Annotated in this window: 25 protein-coding genes and 1 tRNA gene; 19 read left to right on the top strand and 7 right to left on the bottom strand. The window is 59.1% G+C overall.

Going from position 1 to position 22368, the window contains the following annotated elements; genetic code table 11:
* Nucleotides 1–5: 5 nt before the first annotated feature.
* The gene (locus ASG39_RS07585; protein ID WP_244481167.1) at nucleotides 6–1625 is read right to left on the bottom strand and encodes a GMC family oxidoreductase; all 1620 of its coding nucleotides are present in this window, start codon (nucleotides 1623–1625) and stop codon (nucleotides 6–8) included.
* 205 nt (nucleotides 1626–1830) lie between these two features.
* Nucleotides 1831–2625 (bottom strand): alpha/beta hydrolase, encoded by a 795-nt coding sequence (locus ASG39_RS07590; RefSeq protein ID WP_062594436.1) that lies wholly within the window; start codon nucleotides 2623–2625, stop codon nucleotides 1831–1833.
* Between the two features lie 144 nt (nucleotides 2626–2769).
* Between ASG39_RS07590 and ASG39_RS07595 the strand changes: the two genes are divergently transcribed.
* Nucleotides 2770–3237, top strand: coding sequence for a MarR family transcriptional regulator (locus ASG39_RS07595; protein ID WP_062594437.1), 468 nt, complete (start codon nucleotides 2770–2772; stop codon nucleotides 3235–3237).
* A 19-nt stretch (nucleotides 3238–3256) separates the two neighbouring features.
* Here the strand turns inward: ASG39_RS07595 and ASG39_RS07600 are convergent, their stop codons facing one another.
* Together ASG39_RS07600 and ASG39_RS07605 are read right to left on the bottom strand one after the other, a co-directional pair.
* The gene (locus tag ASG39_RS07600) at nucleotides 3257–4036 is read right to left on the bottom strand and encodes an SDR family oxidoreductase (protein WP_062594438.1); all 780 of its coding nucleotides are present in this window, start codon (nucleotides 4034–4036) and stop codon (nucleotides 3257–3259) included.
* Nucleotides 4033–4362 (bottom strand): nuclear transport factor 2 family protein, encoded by a 330-nt coding sequence (locus tag ASG39_RS07605; RefSeq protein ID WP_062594439.1) that lies wholly within the window; start codon nucleotides 4360–4362, stop codon nucleotides 4033–4035. The genes ASG39_RS07600 and ASG39_RS07605 overlap by 4 nt, the downstream gene beginning before the upstream one ends.
* Nucleotides 4363–4500: 138 nt before the next feature.
* On the opposite strand from ASG39_RS07605, the gene ASG39_RS07610 reads away from it, so the two are divergent.
* Both ASG39_RS07610 and ASG39_RS23140 read left to right on the top strand, forming a co-directional pair.
* Entirely contained in the window at nucleotides 4501–5400 is a 900-nt protein-coding gene (locus tag ASG39_RS07610; RefSeq protein ID WP_062594440.1) for a LysR family transcriptional regulator, read from the top strand.
* 382 nt (nucleotides 5401–5782) lie between these two features.
* On the top strand, nucleotides 5783–6352 hold the full coding sequence (locus ASG39_RS23140; RefSeq protein WP_244481164.1) for an SDR family NAD(P)-dependent oxidoreductase: 570 nt from the start codon (nucleotides 5783–5785) through the stop codon (nucleotides 6350–6352).
* 101 nt (nucleotides 6353–6453) lie between these two features.
* Here ASG39_RS23140 and ASG39_RS07615 read toward each other — a convergent pair whose 3' ends face one another.
* Nucleotides 6454–7338 (bottom strand): LysR family transcriptional regulator, encoded by an 885-nt coding sequence (locus ASG39_RS07615; protein ID WP_062594441.1) that lies wholly within the window; start codon nucleotides 7336–7338, stop codon nucleotides 6454–6456.
* 117 nt (nucleotides 7339–7455) lie between these two features.
* Here ASG39_RS07615 and ASG39_RS07620 point away from each other — a divergent pair, with 117 nt between their 5' ends.
* Both ASG39_RS07620 and ASG39_RS07625 read left to right on the top strand, forming a co-directional pair.
* Nucleotides 7456–7917, top strand: coding sequence for a VOC family protein (locus tag ASG39_RS07620; protein ID WP_062594442.1), 462 nt, complete (start codon nucleotides 7456–7458; stop codon nucleotides 7915–7917).
* Between the two features lie 86 nt (nucleotides 7918–8003).
* Nucleotides 8004–8840 carry an oxidoreductase gene (locus tag ASG39_RS07625; protein WP_062594443.1) on the top strand — a complete coding sequence of 279 codons (837 nt, stop codon included), beginning with the start codon at nucleotides 8004–8006 and terminating at the stop codon, nucleotides 8838–8840.
* Between the two features lie 763 nt (nucleotides 8841–9603).
* Here the strand turns inward: ASG39_RS07625 and ASG39_RS07630 are convergent.
* Nucleotides 9604–10446 carry a 3-keto-5-aminohexanoate cleavage protein gene (locus ASG39_RS07630; RefSeq protein WP_062594444.1) on the bottom strand — a complete coding sequence of 281 codons (843 nt, stop codon included), beginning with the start codon at nucleotides 10444–10446 and terminating at the stop codon, nucleotides 9604–9606.
* A gap of 93 nt (nucleotides 10447–10539) precedes the next feature.
* On the opposite strand from ASG39_RS07630, the gene ASG39_RS07635 reads away from it, so the two are divergent.
* The 13 genes from ASG39_RS07635 (at nucleotide 10540) to ASG39_RS07685 (ending at nucleotide 21211) form a co-directional block, all read left to right on the top strand.
* Entirely contained in the window at nucleotides 10540–11430 is an 891-nt protein-coding gene (locus ASG39_RS07635; RefSeq protein ID WP_062594445.1) for a MurR/RpiR family transcriptional regulator, read from the top strand.
* On the top strand, nucleotides 11427–12758 hold the full coding sequence (locus ASG39_RS07640; RefSeq protein ID WP_062594446.1) for an aspartate aminotransferase family protein: 1332 nt from the start codon (nucleotides 11427–11429) through the stop codon (nucleotides 12756–12758). Before ASG39_RS07635 ends, ASG39_RS07640 begins: the two co-directional genes overlap by 4 nt.
* 454 nt (nucleotides 12759–13212) lie before the next feature.
* Complete coding sequence (glnH, locus tag ASG39_RS07645) at nucleotides 13213–13962, top strand: glutamine ABC transporter substrate-binding protein GlnH (protein ID WP_062594447.1); 750 nt, start codon at nucleotides 13213–13215, stop codon at nucleotides 13960–13962.
* A 64-nt stretch (nucleotides 13963–14026) separates the two neighbouring features.
* A complete protein-coding gene (glnP, locus tag ASG39_RS07650) occupies nucleotides 14027–14683 on the top strand; it encodes a glutamine ABC transporter permease GlnP (protein WP_062594448.1) in 657 nt (218 codons plus the stop codon).
* On the top strand, nucleotides 14680–15408 hold the full coding sequence (gene glnQ / locus ASG39_RS07655) for a glutamine ABC transporter ATP-binding protein GlnQ (RefSeq protein WP_062594449.1): 729 nt from the start codon (nucleotides 14680–14682) through the stop codon (nucleotides 15406–15408). The genes glnP and glnQ overlap by 4 nt, the downstream gene beginning before the upstream one ends.
* A complete protein-coding gene (locus ASG39_RS07660; RefSeq protein WP_062594450.1) occupies nucleotides 15398–16492 on the top strand; it encodes a C45 family peptidase in 1095 nt (364 codons plus the stop codon). Before glnQ ends, ASG39_RS07660 begins: the two co-directional genes overlap by 11 nt.
* Nucleotides 16493–16506: 14 nt before the next feature.
* Entirely contained in the window at nucleotides 16507–17430 is a 924-nt protein-coding gene (locus ASG39_RS07665; protein ID WP_062594451.1) for a MurR/RpiR family transcriptional regulator, read from the top strand.
* Between the two features lie 243 nt (nucleotides 17431–17673).
* Nucleotides 17674–18168, top strand: coding sequence for a VOC family protein (locus tag ASG39_RS07670; protein WP_062594452.1), 495 nt, complete (start codon nucleotides 17674–17676; stop codon nucleotides 18166–18168).
* The gene (locus ASG39_RS07675) at nucleotides 18161–18817 is read left to right on the top strand and encodes a dihydrofolate reductase family protein (protein ID WP_062594453.1); all 657 of its coding nucleotides are present in this window, start codon (nucleotides 18161–18163) and stop codon (nucleotides 18815–18817) included. Before ASG39_RS07670 ends, ASG39_RS07675 begins: the two co-directional genes overlap by 8 nt.
* 30 nt (nucleotides 18818–18847) lie before the next feature.
* Nucleotides 18848–19114, top strand: coding sequence for a glutathione binding-like protein (locus ASG39_RS23720; RefSeq protein ID WP_244481168.1), 267 nt, complete (start codon nucleotides 18848–18850; stop codon nucleotides 19112–19114).
* Nucleotides 19115–19459: 345 nt separating this feature from the next.
* Entirely contained in the window at nucleotides 19460–19621 is a 162-nt protein-coding gene (locus tag ASG39_RS24470) for a hypothetical protein (protein ID WP_244481165.1), read from the top strand.
* A 9-nt stretch (nucleotides 19622–19630) separates the two neighbouring features.
* Nucleotides 19631–20938 (top strand): DHA2 family efflux MFS transporter permease subunit, encoded by a 1308-nt coding sequence (locus tag ASG39_RS07680; protein ID WP_277995958.1) that lies wholly within the window; start codon nucleotides 19631–19633, stop codon nucleotides 20936–20938.
* 197 nt (nucleotides 20939–21135) lie between these two features.
* A tRNA-Thr gene (locus ASG39_RS07685) sits at nucleotides 21136–21211 on the top strand.
* A gap of 249 nt (nucleotides 21212–21460) precedes the next feature.
* On the opposite strand, the gene ASG39_RS07690 is transcribed toward ASG39_RS07685, so the two are convergent.
* A complete protein-coding gene (locus tag ASG39_RS07690; protein WP_062594454.1) occupies nucleotides 21461–21712 on the bottom strand; it encodes a DUF982 domain-containing protein in 252 nt (83 codons plus the stop codon).
* 380 nt (nucleotides 21713–22092) lie between these two features.
* Here ASG39_RS07690 and ASG39_RS07695 point away from each other — a divergent pair, with 380 nt between their 5' ends.
* Nucleotides 22093–22323, top strand: a complete 231-nt coding sequence (locus ASG39_RS07695; RefSeq protein WP_062594455.1) for a hypothetical protein — start codon at nucleotides 22093–22095, stop codon at nucleotides 22321–22323.
* The last annotated feature ends 45 nt before the right edge of the window (nucleotides 22324–22368 follow it).

Below are 22368 nucleotides of genomic sequence, written 5' to 3' on the forward strand. Positions count from 1 at the left end.
TTCCTTCAGCGAGCCTGGGTCTGGTTGACCACCACGGAATTGAGACCGTGTTTTTTCCGCATTAGATCCGACGCCCGTTCTCCGATAACAACACAGGGCGCCATCGTGTTACCAGTAGTGATCCGGGGCATAATAGACGAATCCGCGATGCGAAGTCCCTCGATGCCATAGACTTTGAGCTCACTATCGACCACGGACATGCTATCACGCCCCATTTTGGCAGTGCCAGATTGATGCCAGTAGGTCACGGCCGAGCGTCGGATGAATTCTATCATGCCTGACCTGTGACGTGGGCCCGGCGCAGTCTCGTGTGACACCAGCGGCGTGAAGCCGTCACTGTTCCCGAGATCGCGACATAACTCAACTGCCGCCAAAGCCGCTGCCATGTCTTCCGGTTCGCTGAGCGAATTCGGCTCGATCAGGACGGGATCGTTGACGCCGGGACCAGAGAGCCGGAGCCAACCACGGCTCTTCGGCTGAGCAAGACCGTTGAACATCGTCCAGCCATGCTCCGGCGTGTCAAGTCCTGCTTCGGCCGGAGAAGGCACCGCAAACTCCAACTGACACTGAAGAATGTCCGGGCTGGCCAGACGCGCGTCACTCTTCCAGTAGATGTTTGCCTCGCAACCGCTACCGCCGATTGCCTCCGGCTTGCGGTAGGCCCAGGTGCATCCGAAGGCGATATGGTCCTGATGATTGCGGCCGACGCCCGGCAGATGTTGCAAGACCGGAACGCCATGCGATCGCAGCTCGTCTTCCGGACCGATACCAGACTGCATCAAGACCTTCGGCGTATTAATCGCTCCGAGGGAGAGCACCGTTTCGCAATACGCCAGGAACTGGCGCCGCCGACCGTCGATCAAAGCTTCAACTCCCCTCACCCGCTTGCCATCGAGAATGAGACGCGTGACCAGCGCATCGGTGATTACGGTCAGGTTCGGGCGCGACAGCAGCGGACGAACATAGGAGCCGAATACAGATTCCCGCTTGCCATCCCGGATGCGAAGTTCAGCGATGGATGCGCCTCCTGGCGCTTCCATCATCTCGCCGTTGGTTGAGTCGAAGATTGGAACGCCCATAGCCGATGCAGCGCTGAGCAGGGCTTGCGCTATGGGCTGGGGAGACAAAGGCTGCGCCACATGGACAGGGCCGCCTGTTCCGCGACGAAGCACGTCCGTAGCACCCTGCCAATTTTCTACCCGCCGATAATAGCCAAGGACGGACTCATACTCCCACGCGTCATCGCCAGCCTCGGCGGCGAAATAGTCCCAATCCGCCTTGTGACCTCTTGCCCAAACCATGACATTGATACTCGAACCGCCACCGAGCCCTTTCCCCATGCTGAGGGGAAGCCGCCGGCCATCCAGACCTGCCGTCGGCTGTCCGACGAAGCCCCAGTCCCGGCTCGATCCAAGATTGAGCGGCCATTGCGCAGGGTCCGACACAGTTTCAGACTGATCATCGCCACCTGCTTCTAACAGGAGAACACTGGCGTTGATATCCTCCGCCAGTCTTGCTGCGACAACCGAGCCGCTGGATCCGGCGCCGCAGACAATGAAGTCGAAGACATTGCAGGCGGCATCATGCGAAAAAGATGAAATCTCAGGTGCATTCTTGTCATGGATAGGCAGTTTCACGTGGGGTCCTCCGTGAATTGGTTCAGATCGTGTTGTGGGAATCCGGGTCGCGACAGGCGAGGATATGGAAATGCGTCCAGATCGCGTGTCTTTCACATTCACGGCAAGTCGCTTCGGTAGCGCCGAGCCGTTTAACGCGCTCGTATCGGCGCTATCGGGACAGCTGTTGACAGTCCCGATAGCCCGAAATCGATCATTGCTTCTTTGCAGAGGCGGCCTTTGCGGCCTGATCGATAGTATCGGAGATGACCGCCGGCTGCGTCATGAACAGGGCGTGGCTTGCCGATACCTTAGTGATCCTGGCACCAATGCGCTCAGCCATATGGATCAGCATGGCCTGGTCGAAAGCCTTGTCCTCATTAGCGATAACGGCCCAACTGGGCTTGCTGCGCCAGGCGGCGTTTTTGAGCTTGGTGCCGAACGCCGACATGTTGATCGGCACCTGCGAACCGCTCATGAACGCAGCCTCGGCATCGCTCACGTCATGCGCAAAACCCACCTTAAACTTTGCCGGGCTGACATAGCCAAAACCGTCTTTTGTGGTTTCGATGACGAACTCGGATGCCGGCGCAAATCCCTCATATTGCTGGGCCGTTGTCTCGCCGGCATCTGGAGAAAGAGCAGAGACATAGACGAGGCCGGCAACCTGCGGATCGATACCAGCTTCCGTGATGACGGTACCGCCCCAGGAGTGTCCGACGAGGATGACTGGCCCGTCCTGACGCTCAAGCGCACGCTTCGTTGCGGCGACATCGTCTGCAAGCGACGTCAGCGGATTCTGCACGATGGTGACGCGATAGCCGCGCTTCGTCAGATTGTCGTAAACACCCTTCCAGCCAGAACCGTCGGCAAACGCACCATGAACCAGGACGACGTTTTTAACGGATTGGCTCTGGGGCAATACCTCAGCGGCCTGAGCCGGCAAAGCGGTCGAAAGGGAAGTTGCTGCTGCGATTGCAGACAGAGTGGTAGTGATCTTGCTTGGCATGGCTTTCACCTCTTCTTAATTGCGATAATTGTTATTGCGATATCTATGTAGTCTCATATCCTGTTATGTGCGTCAACATCTTTCTTATCGCGATATTGGTTTTCGTGATAATTTCGATTATATGGAGGTCGACAGGAGTTTAAAATGATCCAAGACCACAACGATCCCCCGCCCCTGCGGAACCAGCTCTGCTATGCGATTTATACCGCCGGCATCGCGATCCAGCGCGCATACAAACCCTTGCTCGACGAGCTAGGGCTCACCTATCCGCAGTATCTCGTCCTGAACGTTCTCTGGGCGAGGGACGAGCAGACGGTGGTGTCCATTGCCGACCAGCTTGCTCTCGAATCCAGCACGCTGACACCTTTGTTGAAACGCCTAGAGGCCGCTGGATTTGTGCGTCGGATGCGCAACGCTAATAACGAGCGTCAGGTTCTCGTGGCTTTGACAGATCAGGGCCGTGCCTTGCAGCACAAGGCAGGCTGCCTAAGCGATACCCTGCTCGAAGCCTCGACCCAGACACCGCCGGAACTCGCTGCCTTGAACCGCGATGTGCGGCACCTGCGGGACGCGATCTACTCCCAAATCGGAGGGTGGGAGCCACCCGCCTGATCTGCAATAGTGTGAGTGCTTACGCGGTCGGAACCGTCCCGCCGTCGATCACATGCTCGGTCCCGGTGATGGATGCTGCTCGATCCGATGCCAGGAAAGCTATGAGATCGGCGACTTCTTCCGGTTTTGCCGGTCGTCCGAGCGGTATGCCGCCGAGCGAGTTCATGATCACCTGCACTGCTGCATCGTAATCGATACCAGCTTCCTTGGCGATACGCAGGGCAAGACCGTTGGCACCCGGATCGGCGATCCAGCCGGGAGAGACACGCACCACCCGCACGCCCTTTGGAGAAACCTCCTTGGAGAGGCTTTTGCTGTAGGTGTTAAGGGCACCCTTGGCCGAAGCGTAGCCAGTAGTCGCCTCGGGTAGCGGAAGGTTTCTTTGGATTGAGGTGACGTGGATGACGACACCGCTTCCCTGCGCGATCATTCCGGGAATGAGAGCGCGATCCAGCCTGACGGCCGGAAAGAAGTTGAGGTTAAACTCTTTCTCCCATTCCTCGTCGGTGAGCGCAGCAAAGCCACCTGATGGGGCAGAAGAGCCGCCGAGCACATTCACCAGGATGTCGAGGCCGCCGAGCTCCCGATGCACCGCCTCAACGACGGTCTGTACCCCCATCGGGGTGGTCAGGTCGGCTTCGATGAATGCCGCACCGGAGAAATCCGCCGGCTTGGTGCGAGCGGTGGTCAGCACACGTGCTCCAAGCTCTTTGAACAGCGCTACGGTTGCGGCTCCGGCACCCGAAGTGCCGCCGGTGATCAGGGCGCGATGACCCTGCAAGGTGAGGAACTGTGTCATACGGTGAGCTCCAGTTCGGCGACTTTGTCGCCCGCGAGGACGAAAAAGAAGCGCAGATCAATGGGGCTGCCCGGGAAGTCGCCAACGGCATGGGCAGTCACCTGGGTTTTCCCGTTTGCTGTACCGATGAGGAAGGGTTCGACCGTGTAGCTGTATTGCTGAGCTTCATTAGCCATCCATGCGCGGATGGCATCACGGCCTTGGTGCGTGTGGCCTTTATCTTTCACGATGCCGTTCTCGGTAAATGTAGCAGCGATCGCATCCGGGCGGCCTGTCCGGTCGGCCTCGAAATACGCTTCGATCGCCTTGGGAAGATTGATCGTCATGGGTTCCTCCAATCCTAGTCCAGCCTCTGCCAGCTGGGGGCACCACCCCCGTACGAGGTCGATGACGGTAATCTAAGACGTATTGTCTGCCACGATAACTGGGATAAAAGGGGATGTGGAATTGTGAAAAGAGGGATAATGACACGCTCTGTACTTGTCGATTTGGACGCCGTTCTCAGCATCGCGCGCCTCGGCTCGTTTCGGGCTGCCGCGCTCGAGCTCGGCATGTCCGCCACAGCATTAAGCAATGCCGTTGCAAAGCTTGAGCAGCGTCTCGGCGTTCGCCTGTTCAACCGTACAACGCGTAGCGTCTCGCTCACCGACGCGGGAAAAACCTTTGCCGAGCGGGTTGGACCGGCAATGATGGACATCCACGATGCAATGCTCACCGTCCAATCTCTTCAGGAAACTCCGGCAGGCACATTGCGCATCAATGCCTTCGCGACGGCAGCCCGCGAGGTGATGGAACCGCTCATATTGTCGTTCATGCAGCGCTACCCTCAAGTACATATCGATCTGGTCACGGAGGGACGGATCGTTGACATCGTTGCGGCGGGCTTCGACCTGGGCTTGAGGCCGGCCGATTTGGTACCCACCGACATGATCGCTGTGCCACTCGGTACAAAGCGAAGTAATGCGGTTGTTGCATCACCAGACTTCCTGCGCATTCATGGCATGCCAACCGTACCAACCGACCTGTACCGGTTTCGCTGCATTCGCGCCCGTCTGCCCAACAACGCCCTGTTTCGATGGAAATTTGAAAAGGATGGGAACGCTGTCCAGATCGATGTGCAGGGCTCGATCACCCTCGACGAGTCAAGCTTGGTCAAGATAGCGGCTCAGAATGGGGTTGGGCTCGGATACGTCATGGAAGCGGATGTGCGTGATGACATTGCGGCGGGGAGACTGGTACGCGTCCTCAGGGACTGGACACCCTCATTGGCGCCGCTAGCGCTGTACTACCCTGGCAGGAAGAACCCGCCGGCTGCCTTCAGTGCGTTCATTCAGGCTGCCCGCGATTTTGCAAATGCGGGATAGCGTCGCTGTTTTGTGGCACCGTGCGCGAGATCACTTACTTAGGACCGGCGTACATTGCGGCCATTACTAGCGCCTTGAAGGGATCAGAGCCGCGGGCCCGTCGTTCGGCGAGTATATTGGCATCGATTTTTTTAATCCAGGCAGATACTTACGTGCTGGGGACCGAAGGCCGCTTCTGCGTTTTCCACTTTGACAGAAATAGGCATACTGGCCGGGAACGGTTGTGCCGCCCCGGGCGAACAGAACCTGAGCCAGATCGAAACGGTTTACCAGACCGACGTGTTTTCGGCCCAATCCGGGTGACGCAGGCGTTCCGGCCCCTTCTTCGAGCTTCTGGTCGGGCCAACGTGATTATGGTCAGCAGCGGCCTGGGCTCACTGACTTGGCTTTCCGACCCCGCGCACCCATACCATGCCGTCAATATCTAGCGTACAACAGTTCGAAGACTGCGCTGAATGCGATCGCTCTGTCCCTAGCCAAGGATCTTGCGGAGGACGGCATCAAGGTGAACGCCGCCGATCCCGGTTACACGAAGACGGACTTTAACAATCACTCCCGCACCGTCGAGCAGGCCGCAGACACGATCGTCTGGCTTGCAGGTCAGGATGCATCCGGACCAACGGGCGGCTTCTTTTTCGAAAGAAGCCAGGCACCTTGGTGTGTGCGAAGGGCCCTTCTCGCTGTGGTTCTGAGCTGCCAGATCAAGCTGGCAGCAGCCCTACTGTGCGGTAGCTCTCAATCATCGCGTCAAATAGCGAGATTTCGGATGGAACTCACCTGTGGAGCTTTTGAACGCACGCAATCCGAACTGCTCCACACTTGTGCGCTATTCTCCAAACTGGGAATGGCCGGGATGGCAAAGCCTGACCGTGGGGCAGGAGAATTGCGACACATTCAACGCTCGTGGTGTCGCCTCAGCGGAAATCGCGATGCTCGTAGAGGCGGCACGTGAACGCGACGGTCTGACGATTGGTGATACCCTCACCTTAACGGGCGGGGCCGTCTTTCGCAGGGGATGGCTAATCCTTCACTTGGTTCCCGTGCAACGGCCACTCAAACCCGAAGCGCATCGATGACCGCGCGCAGGCCGCCCGATAGATACTTGCGGGTTGGGTAGTAGAGATAAAGCCAGTCCTCGGGCGCACTCCAGGAGGCAAGACATTCTACTAGAGTGCCCTCCGCGACGTATCGGCGCGCACGCTCTTCCCAGACATAGGCAAGCCCGACGCCCGACAGAGCTGCCTCGACCATCAGTTCGTGATCATCCAGCGATAGCGATCCGGTCGGCTCGAATTCGATGATCTTGCCGGCGCGGTTGAACTCCCAGGCGTAGGGTTTGCCACTTGGATAGATGTTGCGGATGCAGACATGGTTGCGGAGATCCTCAGGTGTCCTAGGCACAGAATGACGCTCGAAATACCGTACTGAGCCCACAACGGCAAACCGCAGCCGTGGTTCGATCTTCACGGCCGTCATCCCATCGCGAAGGCTCTCGCCGAGACGGATGCCGGCATCAAACCCCTCCTCCACGATATCGACGAGACGGTCGGTCGCGACGATTTCCAGCTGTAGTCCAGGATTTTCCGCGATCAGCGGGCCGATGACGGATCGGAAGACAAATGGCGCTACGGAATTCGGCGCGTTGATACGCACCTTGCCGAACGGCGTATCTCGGAACTGGTTGAGCGCATCCAGCGCCGATCCAATATCCCCGAATGCCGGTGATAGTTGCGCGAGCAGCATTGCTCCCGCATCGGTGAGCGACACGCTGCGGGTCGTTCTATTGAGCAGGCGGATGCCCACGCGTGCCTCGAGATTGCCCACTGCATGGCTGATCGCGGAGGCCGTCACCCCACGCTCTTCGCCGGCCCGGCGAAAATTGCGGTGACGCGCAACCGCGTCGAAGGCGGCTAGTTCCGAGAGATCCGTGCTGCGCATTGTCAAATCTCACTCATCATTGAGAAGAAGATTATCTCTCTAATCCTAATTGTCAAAAAGGTCCAGATTTCTCCCTGCAAACCGGCGCTGGTGCCGGACCACACAGGAGACAAGACAATGGCCGATTTCATCTCTCCCACCCGCAACACTGCATCGCCCTTCGCCGACATGCGCGGTCACCACATCGCGGTCCGCACGCCGGACCTCGAAACCGCCAAGCGCTGGTATGTCGAGAAGCTCGACTTCCGTGTCGTGGCTGAATGGGACTATGCCGACGAGCAACTCGCCTATCTTGCCCCGGCCACGGACGACCATTTTTACGTGGAAATCCTTGGTGGCGGAGACCCATCGCCAGCAGACGTCCGCCCGTACACGGATCTCGGCGATAGCCTCAAATATGCCGGCTACCATCATTTCTGTCTCAATGTCGCAAGCGTCGATGCCACCGTCGAGGAACTGCGATCCCGAGGCGTCACCATCGTCACCGAGCCGTTCGAGCTTCCGGCGATCAGCCGCCGCCTCGCCTTCTTCTGCGATCCCTTCGGCAATCTGATCGAGCTGGCAGAAGTCCTGCCGTGACTCTTTCCCTAATAGCTCGGCCACCCGGCCGACCTATCAGGCACGCACAGCATTTTCACTATCACCCGACATCAAGGAACATCATCATGAAAATCTGGTTCATCACAGGCGCCTCACGTGGCTTTGGCGCGCTCATCACCACGCGTGCACTTGCGCAGGGAGACGCCGTCGTCGCCACCGCCCGCAATCCTAAAGCAATCACGGAGCGGTTCGGCGAACATCCCAACCTGTTACCGGTCGCCCTTGACGTGACCGATGACAGCCAAGCGATCGCCGCAGCGAAAGCCGCCATCGATCGCTTCGGTCGCATCGATATCCTCCTCAACAATGCCGGCTTCGGCTTGATGGGTGCAGTCGAAGAAGCAACCGTCGCTGAAATCGAGGCCGTCTATCACACCAACGTCTTCGGCCTTCTCAACGTGACCCGCGCCGTCTTGCCATTCATGCGCCAAGCGCGCTCCGGCCGGATCCTGAATATCTCCTCGATCGGGGGCTATCGCGGCGCGGCGGGCTTCGGCGTCTATTCCTCGACGAAATTTGCCGTCGAGGGTCTAAGCGAAGCCTTACACGACGAACTGGCGCCACTCGGCATCCACGTCACAGTCATCGAGCCCGGTTATTTCCGAACCGATTTCCTCGATGCCACCTCGCTGTCGATCAGCGGCAACATCATCGGCGATTATTCAGAAACCGTCGGAAAGGTGCGCGCCATCGCCGCTGGTCTCAGCCATAACCAGCCCGGCGACCCGGATAAGCTGGCGGACGCTCTGATCGCGTTTACCGAAGCCCCAAACCCTCCGGTACGCCTGCCGCTCGGAAGCGACACCGTCGCCGCGATCGAGAAGAAACACGCGCAAGACGCTGCGATCCTCTCAGAATGGCGCTTCGTGTCGGTGTCGACTGACTTCGCTGCTGACAAATGACAGCGCTCGTCCGCTTCAGCTCTGTCCGACGGGAGGCCGCTTTTGGCCTCCTACGCCTTGAGCGGATTCGAACTCTCGACACCTTGTCTGTCTTTGTAATCTCAGATTGACTCAGTTGCTTGGCTTTCCTAGCTTAGATCATGCGCTGTCGCGGATACCTGCGCTAGTTGCAGCGGCCTGCGAGGCAGGTGGCGGGCGAGCGAAATCAGCTAACATTCTATCTGATAGCTCGAAATTCTTCCCGCAAAATATAGGGTAGAAGCCTATTTTCCAAGTAATCGTCGCAATAATTTTTGAGATTTACACTCGTAATCGAGCAGCCACTACACCGACTCCGATTGGAAACAGAAAATCTCCGCGAACAGCATTGATCGCACTTGTGAAATCCCGAAACTATTCATTCTAGGAATTGATCTGATGAACGGCATCGTTGATCGACGACAAAGATGCGTACGCCGATCACTGGACCAGAGACCTCGACCGCTGTTTCCGAGATGGGGTCGACACATCCGGCGTCGCGACAATCAAGGTCCATGCCAAATCGATGCGTTATTGGGACGATAACGACGAAGGCCAGATCACAGTCTAAGTCATTAGTCCGCGTTCTTGGGAGTCGACCGCGGACTTCCCGGAATTAGGGCAAATGCCACACAGTCTGCGGCAGAGAAAATGCTCGCTTTAGTTGCGCGGTGACGTTCTGCTAATGTTCCGTTAACTATCGCCAGGGATCAATCGACCGCACTGTTGAGCCCGGATCTGCTCTTTAGACCAAGATCTTATCAAGACTCTGACGAAGAGCATTGCCATCTTGGGTGTCAACGCCAAGCTTCTCCAGAGCGTCTCTGACGACACCAACGAGATCCGCGTTCGTGCTCGCAAGCGTGCCATCCGGCATCGAGATGTTGTTCTCGAAACCCACGCGGGCATGTCCACCGAGCAGCGCTCCCGCTGTGACGCAGGCGGCTTCCTGATGTCCGAAGGCGCACAGACTCCAGTGGCCGAACCGCGGCATCTCGCTTCCCAAGAATGACAGGATCTCCGTTGGTCGCGAAACCTGATGGACGGTGTAGCGGCCAAGCACGAACAGAACCGGTAGGTCGTTCCAGGGAACCAGGCCCCGGCGCATCATGTCCGCGAGGCGGACAGCCTCTGCCGGATCATAGAGGATGATCTGGGGAAAGACCCTCTCGGTTTTCATCCATGATAACAGATCGGCGAACATCGGTTCATATGTTCCGTCGGGAACAAGCTCGCGGAGCGCGAGGGATACCGCTTCCGGCTTCACCATTTTGACCACCGCTATCTGCTCTTGCGGCCGATATCGTCCCAGTGCTTCGCTGGTGATCTGAACGAGGAGCCGATCGCTTACCTCCGCTCTTATCGCGGCAATGACGGCGCGATAGGCGTCGGCGTCAATCAGGTGCCGGCCGTCGGGCGTACGCACATGCACATGGATCATCGCGGCGCCAGCTTCGAGACACTCCGCTGCCGTTCGCGCCAGTTCCGCCGCCGTCAGGGGAATGGCCGGATGATCCACCTTGGTGCGGCGACCGCCGTTTGGCGCGACGGCGATGGCAATTGATGGAAGGGCGAGTTCTGCTGTCATCGAAAGGTCGACCTCGAATGATCCAAATAGATCTTATCATCTAGCATTGAAACGAACGTTGCAAAAGACGCCGAAAACATATACATCGGGATCATGCATCAAGGGCCTCTGACAGACGCGATCATCACGGCATTCGACGGCATGTCGGTACAATTGCAGGCGGCTGCACGCTATGTGCTCGATCATCCAAGCGATGTCGCGCTCCTGTCCATGCGGGAGCAGGCCCGTCAGGCCAAGGTGCAGCCGGCAACGATGACGCGCTTGGCCAAGCATCTGGGGCTGGATGGCTATGACGACATCCGCACGCTCTATGCCGAAGCGATGCGCAGCGGCGACGCCGGCTTTGCGGGCAAGGCCGGAGTTCAGGCGTTGAGCCAGAAGCTGAAGGGCGACCACGCTCTTGCGGCGGAAATGCTGCAATCGATCGGAGGACAGATCGCCCGGCTGACCGAGCCGCGGTCCCTCGATCGCATCGTGCAGGCCGCGGCGACCTTGGCCAAGGCGCGCCGTGTCTCCTGCCTCGGACTGCGCGCCAGCCATTCTGCCGCCTGGCACCTCCACTACATCCTGACGCTCATTGGCGATAAAACGACGATGCTCGACGGCATCGCGGGAACGGGCGCAGATGCGCTCGGGACGGCGACGCCGGACGACGTTCTGCTCGTCGTCAGCGTCCTGCCTTACACCCGTGCGACGATCGAGATCGCCGAATATGCCCATGGCCGCGGCATCAAGATCGTCGCCATCACCGACAGCGACGTCTCGCCACTCGCGCAGTTCGCGACAGCCACGATCGTGGTCTCCACTGACGGCCCGTCCTTCTTTCACACCATGTCGCCCGCCTTCGCCGTGGCGGAAGTTCTCGGCACCCTGCTCGCGGGCCATGGCGGAGACGGGGCGGTTCAGGCCCTTCGCCGTTTCGACGAGCAATTGGCCGCTTTCAACGTTCATCTCCAGCCCAGAAACACCAAGAGACAGCCATGACGCACCTTCTCCACCGGGCCATTCACGCCCCGTTGCCCATTGCCGCTGGCGGCAAGGGGATCGAACTTTTCGATTCCGATGGGAAAGCCTATATCGACGCGTCCGGCGGCGCTGCCGTCTCGTGCCTCGGGCATGGGCATCCGGATGTGATCCGTGCGCTCCATGCGCAGTTGGACACGATGGCCTATGCGCATACAGGCTTCTTCACCACGGATATCGCGGAACGGCTGGCGGATCGCCTGATCGAGGATGCACCGGCGGGGCTCGATCGCGTCTATCTCGTCAGCGGCGGATCTGAGGCCGTCGAAGCAGCCCTCAAGATGGCGCGGCAGTATTTCGTGGAGAAGGGCGAGTCGCGCCGGCGTCACGTTATCGCGCGCCGTCAGAGCTATCATGGCAACACGCTCGGCGCGCTTGCGACCGGCGGCAATGAATGGCGCCGGTCGCAGTTCAAGCCACTGTTGATCGAGACGCACCATATCGACCCTTGCTATGCCTACCGCTTCCAGAGCGAAGGCGAAAGCGACGCGGCCTATGCGGCCCGCGCCGCACAAGAGCTTGAAGACAAGATCCTGGAGCTTGGCAGCGACGAGGTGATCGCCTTCGTCGCCGAAACCGTCGTCGGGGCCACGATCGGCGCCGCCCCGGCGGTTGCCGACTATTTCAAGCGCATCCGGGCGATCTGCGACAAATACGGGGTTCTGCTGATCCTGGACGAGGTCATGTGCGGCATGGGCCGAACCGGCACATTGCATGCCTGCGAGCAGGACGGCATCTCACCGGACCTGATGACCATCGCCAAAGGGCTTGGAGGCGGGTATCAGCCTGTCGGGGCCGTGCTTCTCTCCGGCGCGATCTTCGACGCGTTTTCCAAAGGCTCCGGCTTCTTCCAGCACGGCCACACCTATATGGGGCATCCGATGGCGGCGGCGGCTGGCCTTGCCGTGCAGGAGATCCTCAAGCGGGATGGCTTGCTCGCCAATGTCACCGACATGGGGCACCATCTGGAGACACGGCTGGGCGAGCGTTTCGGCAGCCACGACAATGTGGGGGATATCCGAGGGCGTGGCCTGTTCCAGGCTATCGAACTCGTGCGGGACCGGACCACGAAGTCTCCCTTCGACCCTGCGCTGAAGCTCAATGCGCGCATCAAGAGGGAAGCCATGGCGCGCGGGCTGATGGTCTATCCCATGGGCGGAACGATCGACGGAAAGATCGGCGATCACGTGCTGATGGCGCCGCCCTTCATTGTCTGCAAGCAGGACATCGATCAAATCGTCGAGCGCCTCGGCGATGCCGTGGATGCGGCCATCGCGTCCATGGAGTGATGTTGCGCGCAGGCTTGCGCACTTGGGCCGACGCTCGATCCTGGAACGGCCATGATGACCACCATCATGGCCGTTTTCTATTTGATGACGGACCGTGACGCGATGATCGGTCTCAATCTGCGACTGAAACAATTCGTGATCCATTCGTTTCCTGATGAAAAATTATGATCCATGTGGATCGATTTTCATCATGCTGGATGTTTCCAAGGCAATCGGGCCGGACAGGAGTCTGCCCACCGCAATGGAGCTTACGCTAAGCAGTTGTAATTGCTCTCAACCATTTCCGGAGGGCCGTTTTTCCTTTTCACGACCACATGGGCAGTTTTCTTCCTTCGCGGCTCGCCGCTGCATCGGTGCGCAAATTTTCAATGCGACAACTCAATAAAAGCATTTTATATTTGCGTTCGTAGACAGAAGGCAAACGCCGCATGCTTTGCCAAGAAGGGGAACTCACATGAAATCGGGATTTGCATACCTGCTGGGTGCCGCCGTCGCGACGGCGATCGCGTTGTCGTCGCCCGCACGCGCGGCTGACCTTGTCGTTGCCACCGATACGGCCTTCGTGCCGTTCGAATTCAAGGAAGGCGACAAATATGTCGGCTTCGACATCGATCTCTGGGATGCCGTAGCCAAGGATATTGGTGTCACCTACACGCTTCAGCCGATGGACTTCAACGGGATCATCCCGGCGTTGCAGACAAAGCAGGTCGATGTCGGTCTCGCCGGCATCACCATCAAGGACGAGCGCAAGAAGGTCATCGACTTCTCCGACGGCTATTATGACAGCGGCTTTCTGCTGATGGTCCCCGCCGACAGCGTCATCAAGGGGCCGGACGATTTGAAGGGCAAGACGCTTGCGGTAAAGACCGGAACCTCCGCGACCGACTATGCGAAGGAACACTTCAAGGACTCGGAGCTCCGCCTGTTCCCCAACAGCGACAACGCCTACCTCGAAGTGGCCACCGGCCGCGCCGACGCCGCCATGCACGATACGCCGAACGTGCTCTACTACATCAAGACCAATGGCCAGGGCAAAGTGAAGACGGTCGGCGCCCAGATGATGGCACAGCAATACGGCATGGCGTTTCCCAAAGGCAGCGAGCTTGTCGCAAAGGTCAATGCTTCGCTCGCCAAGCTGAAGGCCGACGGCACCTATACGACCATCTACAAGAAGTGGTTCGGCACGGAACCGCCGAAGAGCTGATCTCCAAAGACGTTACCAGCGCCGGCGACGCCGGCGCTCCTTTCCCGCCTGGAGATGCTTTTTCATGGAATTCGATTGGTCCGTCGTCTGGCAGGCCCTGCCGGAACTCTTCAAGGGCGCGCGGCTGACCGTCCTGATCGCGCTTGCCGGCCTTGCCGGCGGCTTGCTGATCGGCATCGGTGCCGGCCTGATGCGCGCCTATGGCAATGCCGCCCTCAACTCCGTTGCCTTTCTCTACATCGAGATCATTCGCGGTACGCCGATCATCGTGCAGGTGATGTTCATCTATTTCGCGCTGCCGCTCATGGCTGACATTCGCATCAATCCCTTGATGGCCGCGATCGTGTCGATCGTCTTCAATGCCGGCGCCTATATCGCGGAAATCGTCCGGGGATCGTTCCTGTCCATTCACAAGGGGCTGAAGGAAGCCGGCCTAGCGCTTGGCCTGCCTCTCTGGAAGGTGCTCGTCTACGTTATCGGACCACTGGCTTTCCGGCGCATGATTCCGGCGCTGGGCAACCAGTTCATCGTCAGTCTGAAAGACACGTCGCTGTTCATCGTCATCGGCGTCGGTGAACTGACCCGTCAGGGGCAGGAAATTATGGCGGCGAATTTTCGCGCCGTCGAAATCTGGTCGGCCGTCGCCGTATTCTATTTGGTCATGACGGGAACGCTGACCCTTGTCCTGCGGATCACCGAGAAAAGGATGCCGATCCTATGAGCCTCGTAGAATTCAAAAATGTTACCAAGAATTTCGGACCGATCTCCGTCTTGAAGGACGTCGATCTCAACATCGGCATCGGCGAGGTCGTCGTCCTGATCGGCCCGTCCGGATCAGGGAAGTCCACCCTGCTGCGGTGCATCAACGCTCTCGAGGACATCAACGGCGGCGATCTCGTCGTCGACGGGATCAGCGTTCGGGAAAGTCGCGCGAAAGTCCGGCTCATCCGCCAGGAAGCCGGGATGGTATTCCAGCAGTTCAACCTGTTTCCGCAGATGACGGCGCTCGAAAATGTCGCCTTCGGCCCGCGAAGGGTCCGCAATCTCGGCAAGGCGGAAGCGACCGAGCAGGCAACCGCCTTGCTCGCGAAAGTCGGCCTCGCCGATCGCGGCCACCATTATCCGTCAGAGTTATCCGGCGGCCAGCAGCAACGTGTCGCCATCGCACGCGCCTTGGCCGTGAAGCCGAAATTGATGCTGTTCGACGAGCCGACGTCGGCACTTGACCCGGAACTGCGTCATGAAGTGTTGCGCGTCATGCAGTCGCTCGCCGAGGAAGGCATGACGATGATCGTGGTGACGCACGAGATCGCTTTTGCCCGCCAGGTCGGAACACGGCTGATCTTCATGGAAAACGGCAATATCGCCGTGGACGGCGATCCCGCCGTCCTGCTCGACAACCCTGAAAATCCCCGCCTCCGCGAGTTCCTGCAGCATGTCCATTGAAGCCAGCCATCGCCTTCCCAGCATAACCCTGGAGGGAAGCCACTACGACGTCGGCCGGGGTCTCGGGCGCCATGGGGCAGCGCAGGTCCACCGCCATCTGGTCAGAACATATGCCTGGGCAACGGTGATGGAACTGAAGGACGACGCGCGGATACACATTGCCAGATCGCTGGTCGAGCAACACTACCCGCACTATTGGCAGGAGCTCTCAGGCCTCGCGGACGGGCTGGGGCTTCCCTTCGACGAGGTTTTTGCCTGGAATTGCCGAGGGGACCTCTGGGCAATGGCGCCGGACGGTTGCACGACTATTCAAATTCCGGGCCAGATACCGGGCCAGATACCGGGCCAAATTTCGGGCCGGACCCCGGGCGCCGACCCGGTCGTTGCGCACAACGAGGATGGCGATCCCGGCTTGAGACCCGGCTGCGCACTGGCGACCATTGCACCCGAACACGGTCTGTCGTTTACAGCCTTCATCTATCCGGGCTCGTTACCCGGGCATACATTCGCGATCAATGGACGCGGCCTCGTGATGACCGTCAACAACATTCGCTCGACGCTTGGCGGGAGCGGCCTGCCGCGCATGGTGCTGACCCGCGCGATTCTCGATTGCCCGACGATCGATGCCGCGCTATCTCTGCTGCCCGAAGCGCCGCGTGCCGGCGCTTTCCACCTGACACTGGCGCAAGCGGGCCAGTCGCGCCTGGCCAGCGTCGAGTTCACGCACACGGATTGCTCGATCGTCAATATTGCCGGCGCATCCGTTCATGCTAACCATCTCATGCATGCCGACATGGTGTCGCAGCCACAGATCATAACGGGGTCGTCCGCCTCCCGGCAGGAACGTGGAGAGGCGATCCTCGCTACAAGCGATCGATCGCCCGAGCCGCTGTCCGTTCTGCGGGACAGGCAACGGCGTGCCTTGCCGATCTACCGCACGCAGCCAGATGATCCCGATGGCGAAAATACGCTCGCCACGGCGGTCTTCAAAATCGGCAGGGACAGCGTCGATTGGGCCGTTTATGATGGCGAGGGATCAGCAGCTCGTTTCGAGAACGTGGATCTGACGATCAGGGCAATGTGACGGCAGGCGGTTGAATGGCTTTGACGGATAAGGTGACGGCTTTTACGAAACCGGCGACGATCGAGGAACTCCGCAATCTCACGGTGAGCATCAATCGCGAGAAAGCCGATATTTCGCTCGGAAACAAGGCGCTCGACGTGCTGGCAAAGCTGGTCGAGACACCCGAGCAGACGGCGGTTCGAACGATTTCCGAGCTGGCGTCCGCTCTCGGGGTAAACGCATCGACCCTAACCCGGCTGTCGCAGAAACTCGGCTTTGCCGGGTTCAGCGATTTTCAGAAGGTTTTTCGCCAGGCGTTTTCTGCGGACGATCGGCATTTCTACAGCCAGCAGGCCGGGCGCCTCTTCTCGACGAAGGAGGAGAGCGAAGAAGAGCGGCACATCTTTGAGCGTCTCGGCCGCGAGACGAGCAACAATATCGATGGATTCCTGACGCAGCTCGATCCGGCCGCACTGCTGGAAGCCGCCGATCTCCTGGGCAACGCCCGCCGCGTCAGGGTCCATGGCGTGCGCCAGTTTCACGCCTTTGCGAGCTTCCTCACCTATGGCCTGGGGATGTTGCGCAGCGACGTCGCGCTGCTGGACGCGCCTCGCCTCGGCGTGGCGGAGGCAATGGCACAGCTGGAGAAGGGGGACGTCGTCGTCGTCGCAAGTTGCGCGCCCTATACCCGAAGCGTCGCGAACGTGGCTGAAATCGCGGCCAAGCTCGGCCTTGTTGTCATCGCGGTGACGGACACACGCGCCTCCCCCCTCGTCAGTCCCTCCCGACACGCATTTTTCGTGCCCCATGCCAGCAGCTTCTTCAGCAACAGCATGGGTGCCTATATCGTCTTCTGCGAAGGCCTCCTCAATCTCGTGGCCCGCCAGATGGGCGATCGCGCCATGACAAGCCTGGCGTCGAGAGAAGCGGTGATCGGGTCTATGAAAATCGAGATGTAGCTGATGCTTTGATGGTAGCTCTCTTGATCGTTCGGTTCATCCGCTCGACCTGTCCGTCGAAGACACGGTCAAAGACCGTGCAAGGCATTTCGATCGCACTTTCCTCAAGGGCCGGATCGAACGGAGCGGTGGCACGGTGACAATGGGGCCGCACGAGGTGCCGGGCGGCATGCACATCATCATGGGTAATGATCCTCAAGGCGCTGCCTTTGCGCTGGTCGGTGGCAAATAGGGAGTGACACAATGGCAAAGATAACCACCTGTCTATGGTTCGACCACGGCAAGGCCCGCGAGGCTGCCGAATTCTACGCGAGCGTGTTCCCCGATAGCTATGTCGGCGCGGGGCAAGACTCCCCCGCGGACAATCCCTCGACCAAGCGTGGCGAGGAGATCACTGTCGAGTTCACTGTGCTCGGCCAATCGTTCGTCGGGCTGAATGGCGGTTCGCGCTTCGTCCCGAACGAGGCGGTCAGTTTCCAGGTCTTCACCGACAGTCAGGAGGAAACCGATCGCTACTGGGATGCGATCGTCGGCAACGGCGGTACAGAGAGCATGTGCAGCTGGTGCAAGGACCGCTGGGGCTTTTCGTGGCAGATCGTGCCCCGCGCGCTGATGGCCGGAATGTCCGACCCAAACCCCGCAGCGGCCAAGCGCGTGATGGAGGCGATGATGAAGATGCGCAAAATCGACATCGCCAAAATCGAGGCGGCGCGCGCAGGGGAGACGCGCGATGCGTAAGATCATCGGTGGCATGTTCGTATCACTCGATGGCGTCGTACAAGCGCCGGGTGGACCGACAGAAGACCCGACCGGCGGATTTGTCCAGGGCGGCTGGATGTTTCCCGTCGCCGACGAAGAGGTCGGCGCCGCGATTGGCGCGTTTTTCTCGCGGCCCTATGACCTCCTGCTGGGCCGGCGCACCTATGACATTTTCGCCGCCTACTGGCCTTACGCCGATGGCGAAGAGATGGGCAAGGCCTTCACTTTGGCGAACAAATACGTCCTGACAAAGGGTGAGCAACCGCTGCCATGGGAAAACAGCCATCGAGTGCGCGGGATCGACGACGTCACGATGCTCAAACAGGGCGATGGTCCTGATCTGTTGATCCAGGGATCAAGCACGATCTATCCTGCACTGCTAGCAGCAGGCCTGCTCGACCAGTTGGTGTTGTACACCTTTCCGATCGTGCTCGGCAGTGGCAAGCGGCTGTTCAATGACGGCACGTCGTCGGGCACGCTCAGATTGGTGGAACACCGAATATCCTCTGGCGGGACCGTCATTGCAACTTACGAACCCGCAGGTGCCGTCGAAACAGGGTCTTTTGGCGCGATCGAAAGTGCGCGTGAAGAGGAACGTCAAGCGAAGATAAGGAACGGCACCTGGTAATCTGGCTCTTCGGTCATCCGTTTTCGCCCTATACTTGGAAGGCGCAGATCGCGCTCTACGAGAAACAGCGAACTCGCAGGCCGCGACTGGGCGCGCGGCGCGGACCTCACCCTTGCCGACTGCGCTGCGGCCCCCGCACTCTTCTGTGCATATTGGGTCAACCCGATCGCAGATCAATTCGTTACGCTCAAAGCCTATCGTGCGCGCTTGCTCACCCGCCGTTCCGTCGCGCGTCGCATTGACGATGCGCGACCCTATCGTGCCTATTTTCCTGCCGGCGCTCCCGACTGGGACTGAGGTAACATTGCTTGTCAGAAGCCGGACGTCAGCCGGACCAACCCGGGGGGCATTCACGTTTGTTTTCACAGAGGCACGAAATCGGTTGCACACCTCGCATAAACTGGCTTTTTCGAAAAACCTGTCGCGATGGGGATCGTCACCAAAGCGATTTGCTACCACCCGCTTCTTCGACGGCCTATGCCGCAGCGCCACAGAGGAGATCGTTACGCCAGGCTGGCAACGGCTTTGCAACGAGCCAAGCACGAAACATCGGAATCAGCGTGTGTAATGCGGCAATGCAATTGCAGATCGGCACTTTCAAGCAAACAGCTTCAATTTCTCTAACCCCTGCGAAGGCCAGTCATGACCGCTGATTTCGAGAACATTTCCGGATCTCGTCATGGATCCGAGCCAGAGGAGCACACCGACCGAAATCGGATGGTCATCGGTCTCCTCCTGATCTCGGCCTTCGTGGTGATTTTGAACGAGACGATCATGGTTGTCGCTCTGCCGCGGCTGATTTAGGATCTCGAGATTACCGCGAGCCAGGCGCAGTGGCTTTCAACGGCCTTCATGCTGACCATGGCAGTCGTCATCCCCGTGACCGGTTACCTGCTGCAACGCCTGAACACGCGGCCGGTCTTCCTGCTCGCCATGTCGCTGTTCTCGATAGGCACCCTCGTTTCCGCCCTGGCGCCAGGCTTTCCCGTGCTGGTCATTGGCCGCATCGTGCATGCCAGCGGAACGGCGATTATGATGCCGCTTCTGATGACCACGGTCATGCACCTGGTGCCGCCGCAAACAAGGGGCAAGATCATGGGTAATATCTCGATCGTGATCTCCGTGGCACCGGCCATTGGCCCGACGATCTCCGGGCTCATTCTCTCTGTTCTAGACTGGCGCTGGATGTTCCTGCTTGTCCTCCCGATCGCACTCGGCGCGCTGGCGCTCGGCGCATGGAAGATCTGCAATGTCACGCAGCCTTCGAGCGCGCCCATAGACATCCCCTCCGTACCCCTGGCCGCGGTGGGTTTCGGTAGCTTTGTCTATGGTCTTAGCGGTTTGGGAGAAGCGGCGATCCATCCTCCGGCGATTTCGCCATGGGTGCCGCTCGTTGCGGGTGCCGTGATCATCCTGGTCTTCGTGCTCCGCCAGCCTCACCTGCAGAGGCAGGAAAGGGCGCTTCTGGACATGCGCACGCTCGCCATACCGGCTTTCACCATTCCTGCTGTCATGATGGCCATCTTGATGATGTCGATGTTCGGCGTTTTCATCCTCCTACCGATCTTTCTCCAAAATGTGGTGAAACTAACGACGCTCCAGACTGGCCTTCTGCTTCTACCCGGTGGCCTGATCATGGGACTATGTGCGCCTAAGGTGGGGAGCCTCTACGATATGCATGGGCCACGGTGGCTCGTCGTACCTGGCTCGATCCTCTTCAGCATGGTGATGTGGGCACTGACACTCATCCAGTCCGACACGCCGATCTTGTTGGTAATGGTCGCGCATGTGGTGCTGAGCATCGGTCTTGCACTGATGTTTACGCCCTTGTTCACCGCCAGTCTTGGCTCACTGCCCCCCGGCCTCTATTCGCACGGGAGCGCGATGATCGGCACGACGCAGCAGGTGGCGGGCGCCGCCGGGACCGCGCTTTTCGTCGCGATCATGACCATACAGGGCAAAGCAGCCACGCTTTCCGGCGCCGTATCGGGCGAGGCCATAGCAGCAGGTGTCCGCGCTGCCTTTTCCTGCGGAGCCATCATCTCGCTTGGCGCAGTTGCGGCGGCCTTCTTCATCCGAAAGCCGAAGACCGACGAGGGCAAAGCGCTACATGCACACTGATCCGATGCATCGGTTTGAGGCAGCAACTGACGTAGCCGTCGTCGCGAATGCAGCGGCGATCAGAAGACAAAGCGTGCCACCTGGCAGATCCGGGTTTGCGCCCCATATGCGAGCCGATGTGCGCAACCCCCTACCCGCTAACGTTACTGGCGGAACCGACTTGCAAGGCGGGCCGAATGGCGGCGTATGGAGAACATGCCCCTCGTAGCTCAACGCCAGAGCAGCTACCTCGTCTGTAGCAGATCCAGGTTCAATTCCTCGGCAGGGGCACCACCAGACTTTCAGCTGACCTCTCTGAAAGAAATCAGACTGCTGTCGAAACCTCTTTGATCTCAAACCCGTCTTCACCTTGCCATCGTGTCGATGGCTTTTCCCAATGAGCTAAGATTTTAGCCGCCGCCCCCGTGCTTGGCCGCTTCACGTCAGACTTTGTGCGAACAGGGCTTCAACAGACGGCAAAGAATAATGTAGAAGCTACGCCTTTAAAACTTCAGGGAAGGCGGAAGAAAATTCGCGCGTTACTTAAGCGTTTCGAATAAAGACATTTGCATCGGCAGCGGCAGCAAGGAATGCACTGCGCGCCTCCTCCGGCGGACGCTCTCCCATCAGAACAAACATCATCACCTCCTTGGCCCGCTGGTGCGCCTTTGTCCCTCGAACTGGCCAGTCCATGAGCAATACCCTTGCCGCCTCTTCTGTGCTTGCAATTGTCCTGAAGCCGCCGCGACTGTTTTCCTCAAAGGTAACAGGGCTATCCCATTTTTTCGGGTCCATAACGCAATACTCCCAGCGCTCTACTTTCGACCCAACGAGCAGAAACGCGACTCGTTTTAGTTGTGCTTATTCACACGAACCCTCCGCTCTGGCTAGTCCTCGATCGTCATAGTCATTGCAAACGGCTTGCCTTCAGCGCAGGGTAGATCTTCTGCAGCAGATTTCGCGGGCGCTGCCGCTTAAGGGCTAAACGCCTTGGCCTCAAATCGAGGAGGACGCCATGTCTTCCAAAAAGCCATCCATCAAGCATTCACATGTCTTCGCCANTCCCGAACGCGAGGCGGTGATCGAGGAAATGGGCTTTAGATCTTCTGCAGCAGATTTCGCGGGCGCTGCCGCTTAAGGGCTAAACGCCTTGGCCTCAAATCGAGGAGGACGCCATGTCTTCCAAAAAGCCATCCATCAAGCATTCACATGTCTTCGCCACCGACGAATGGGGAGGCAAAGCTGCATATCGAAGCCTGTCTCCGAGAAGCCATGAAGCGTTCGATCATACTCTCTCGCCACTGGCAGGGCGACGTTCCTTCAGGATGCGCCGCGTCCTGGTCATGTTGGTGAAGTGCCTCATGCTCGTCGGCTTGGCGATCGCCCTGCTTCTGGCCGTGATCTAAAGCGGGTAATCAGCACCATGACGGCTTCTTTCCCAGTCCTCCATC

Origin of the sequence: Rhizobium sp. Leaf371, assembly GCF_001424045.1 — a bacterium.
GTDB lineage: Bacteria > Pseudomonadota > Alphaproteobacteria > Rhizobiales > Rhizobiaceae > Ferranicluibacter.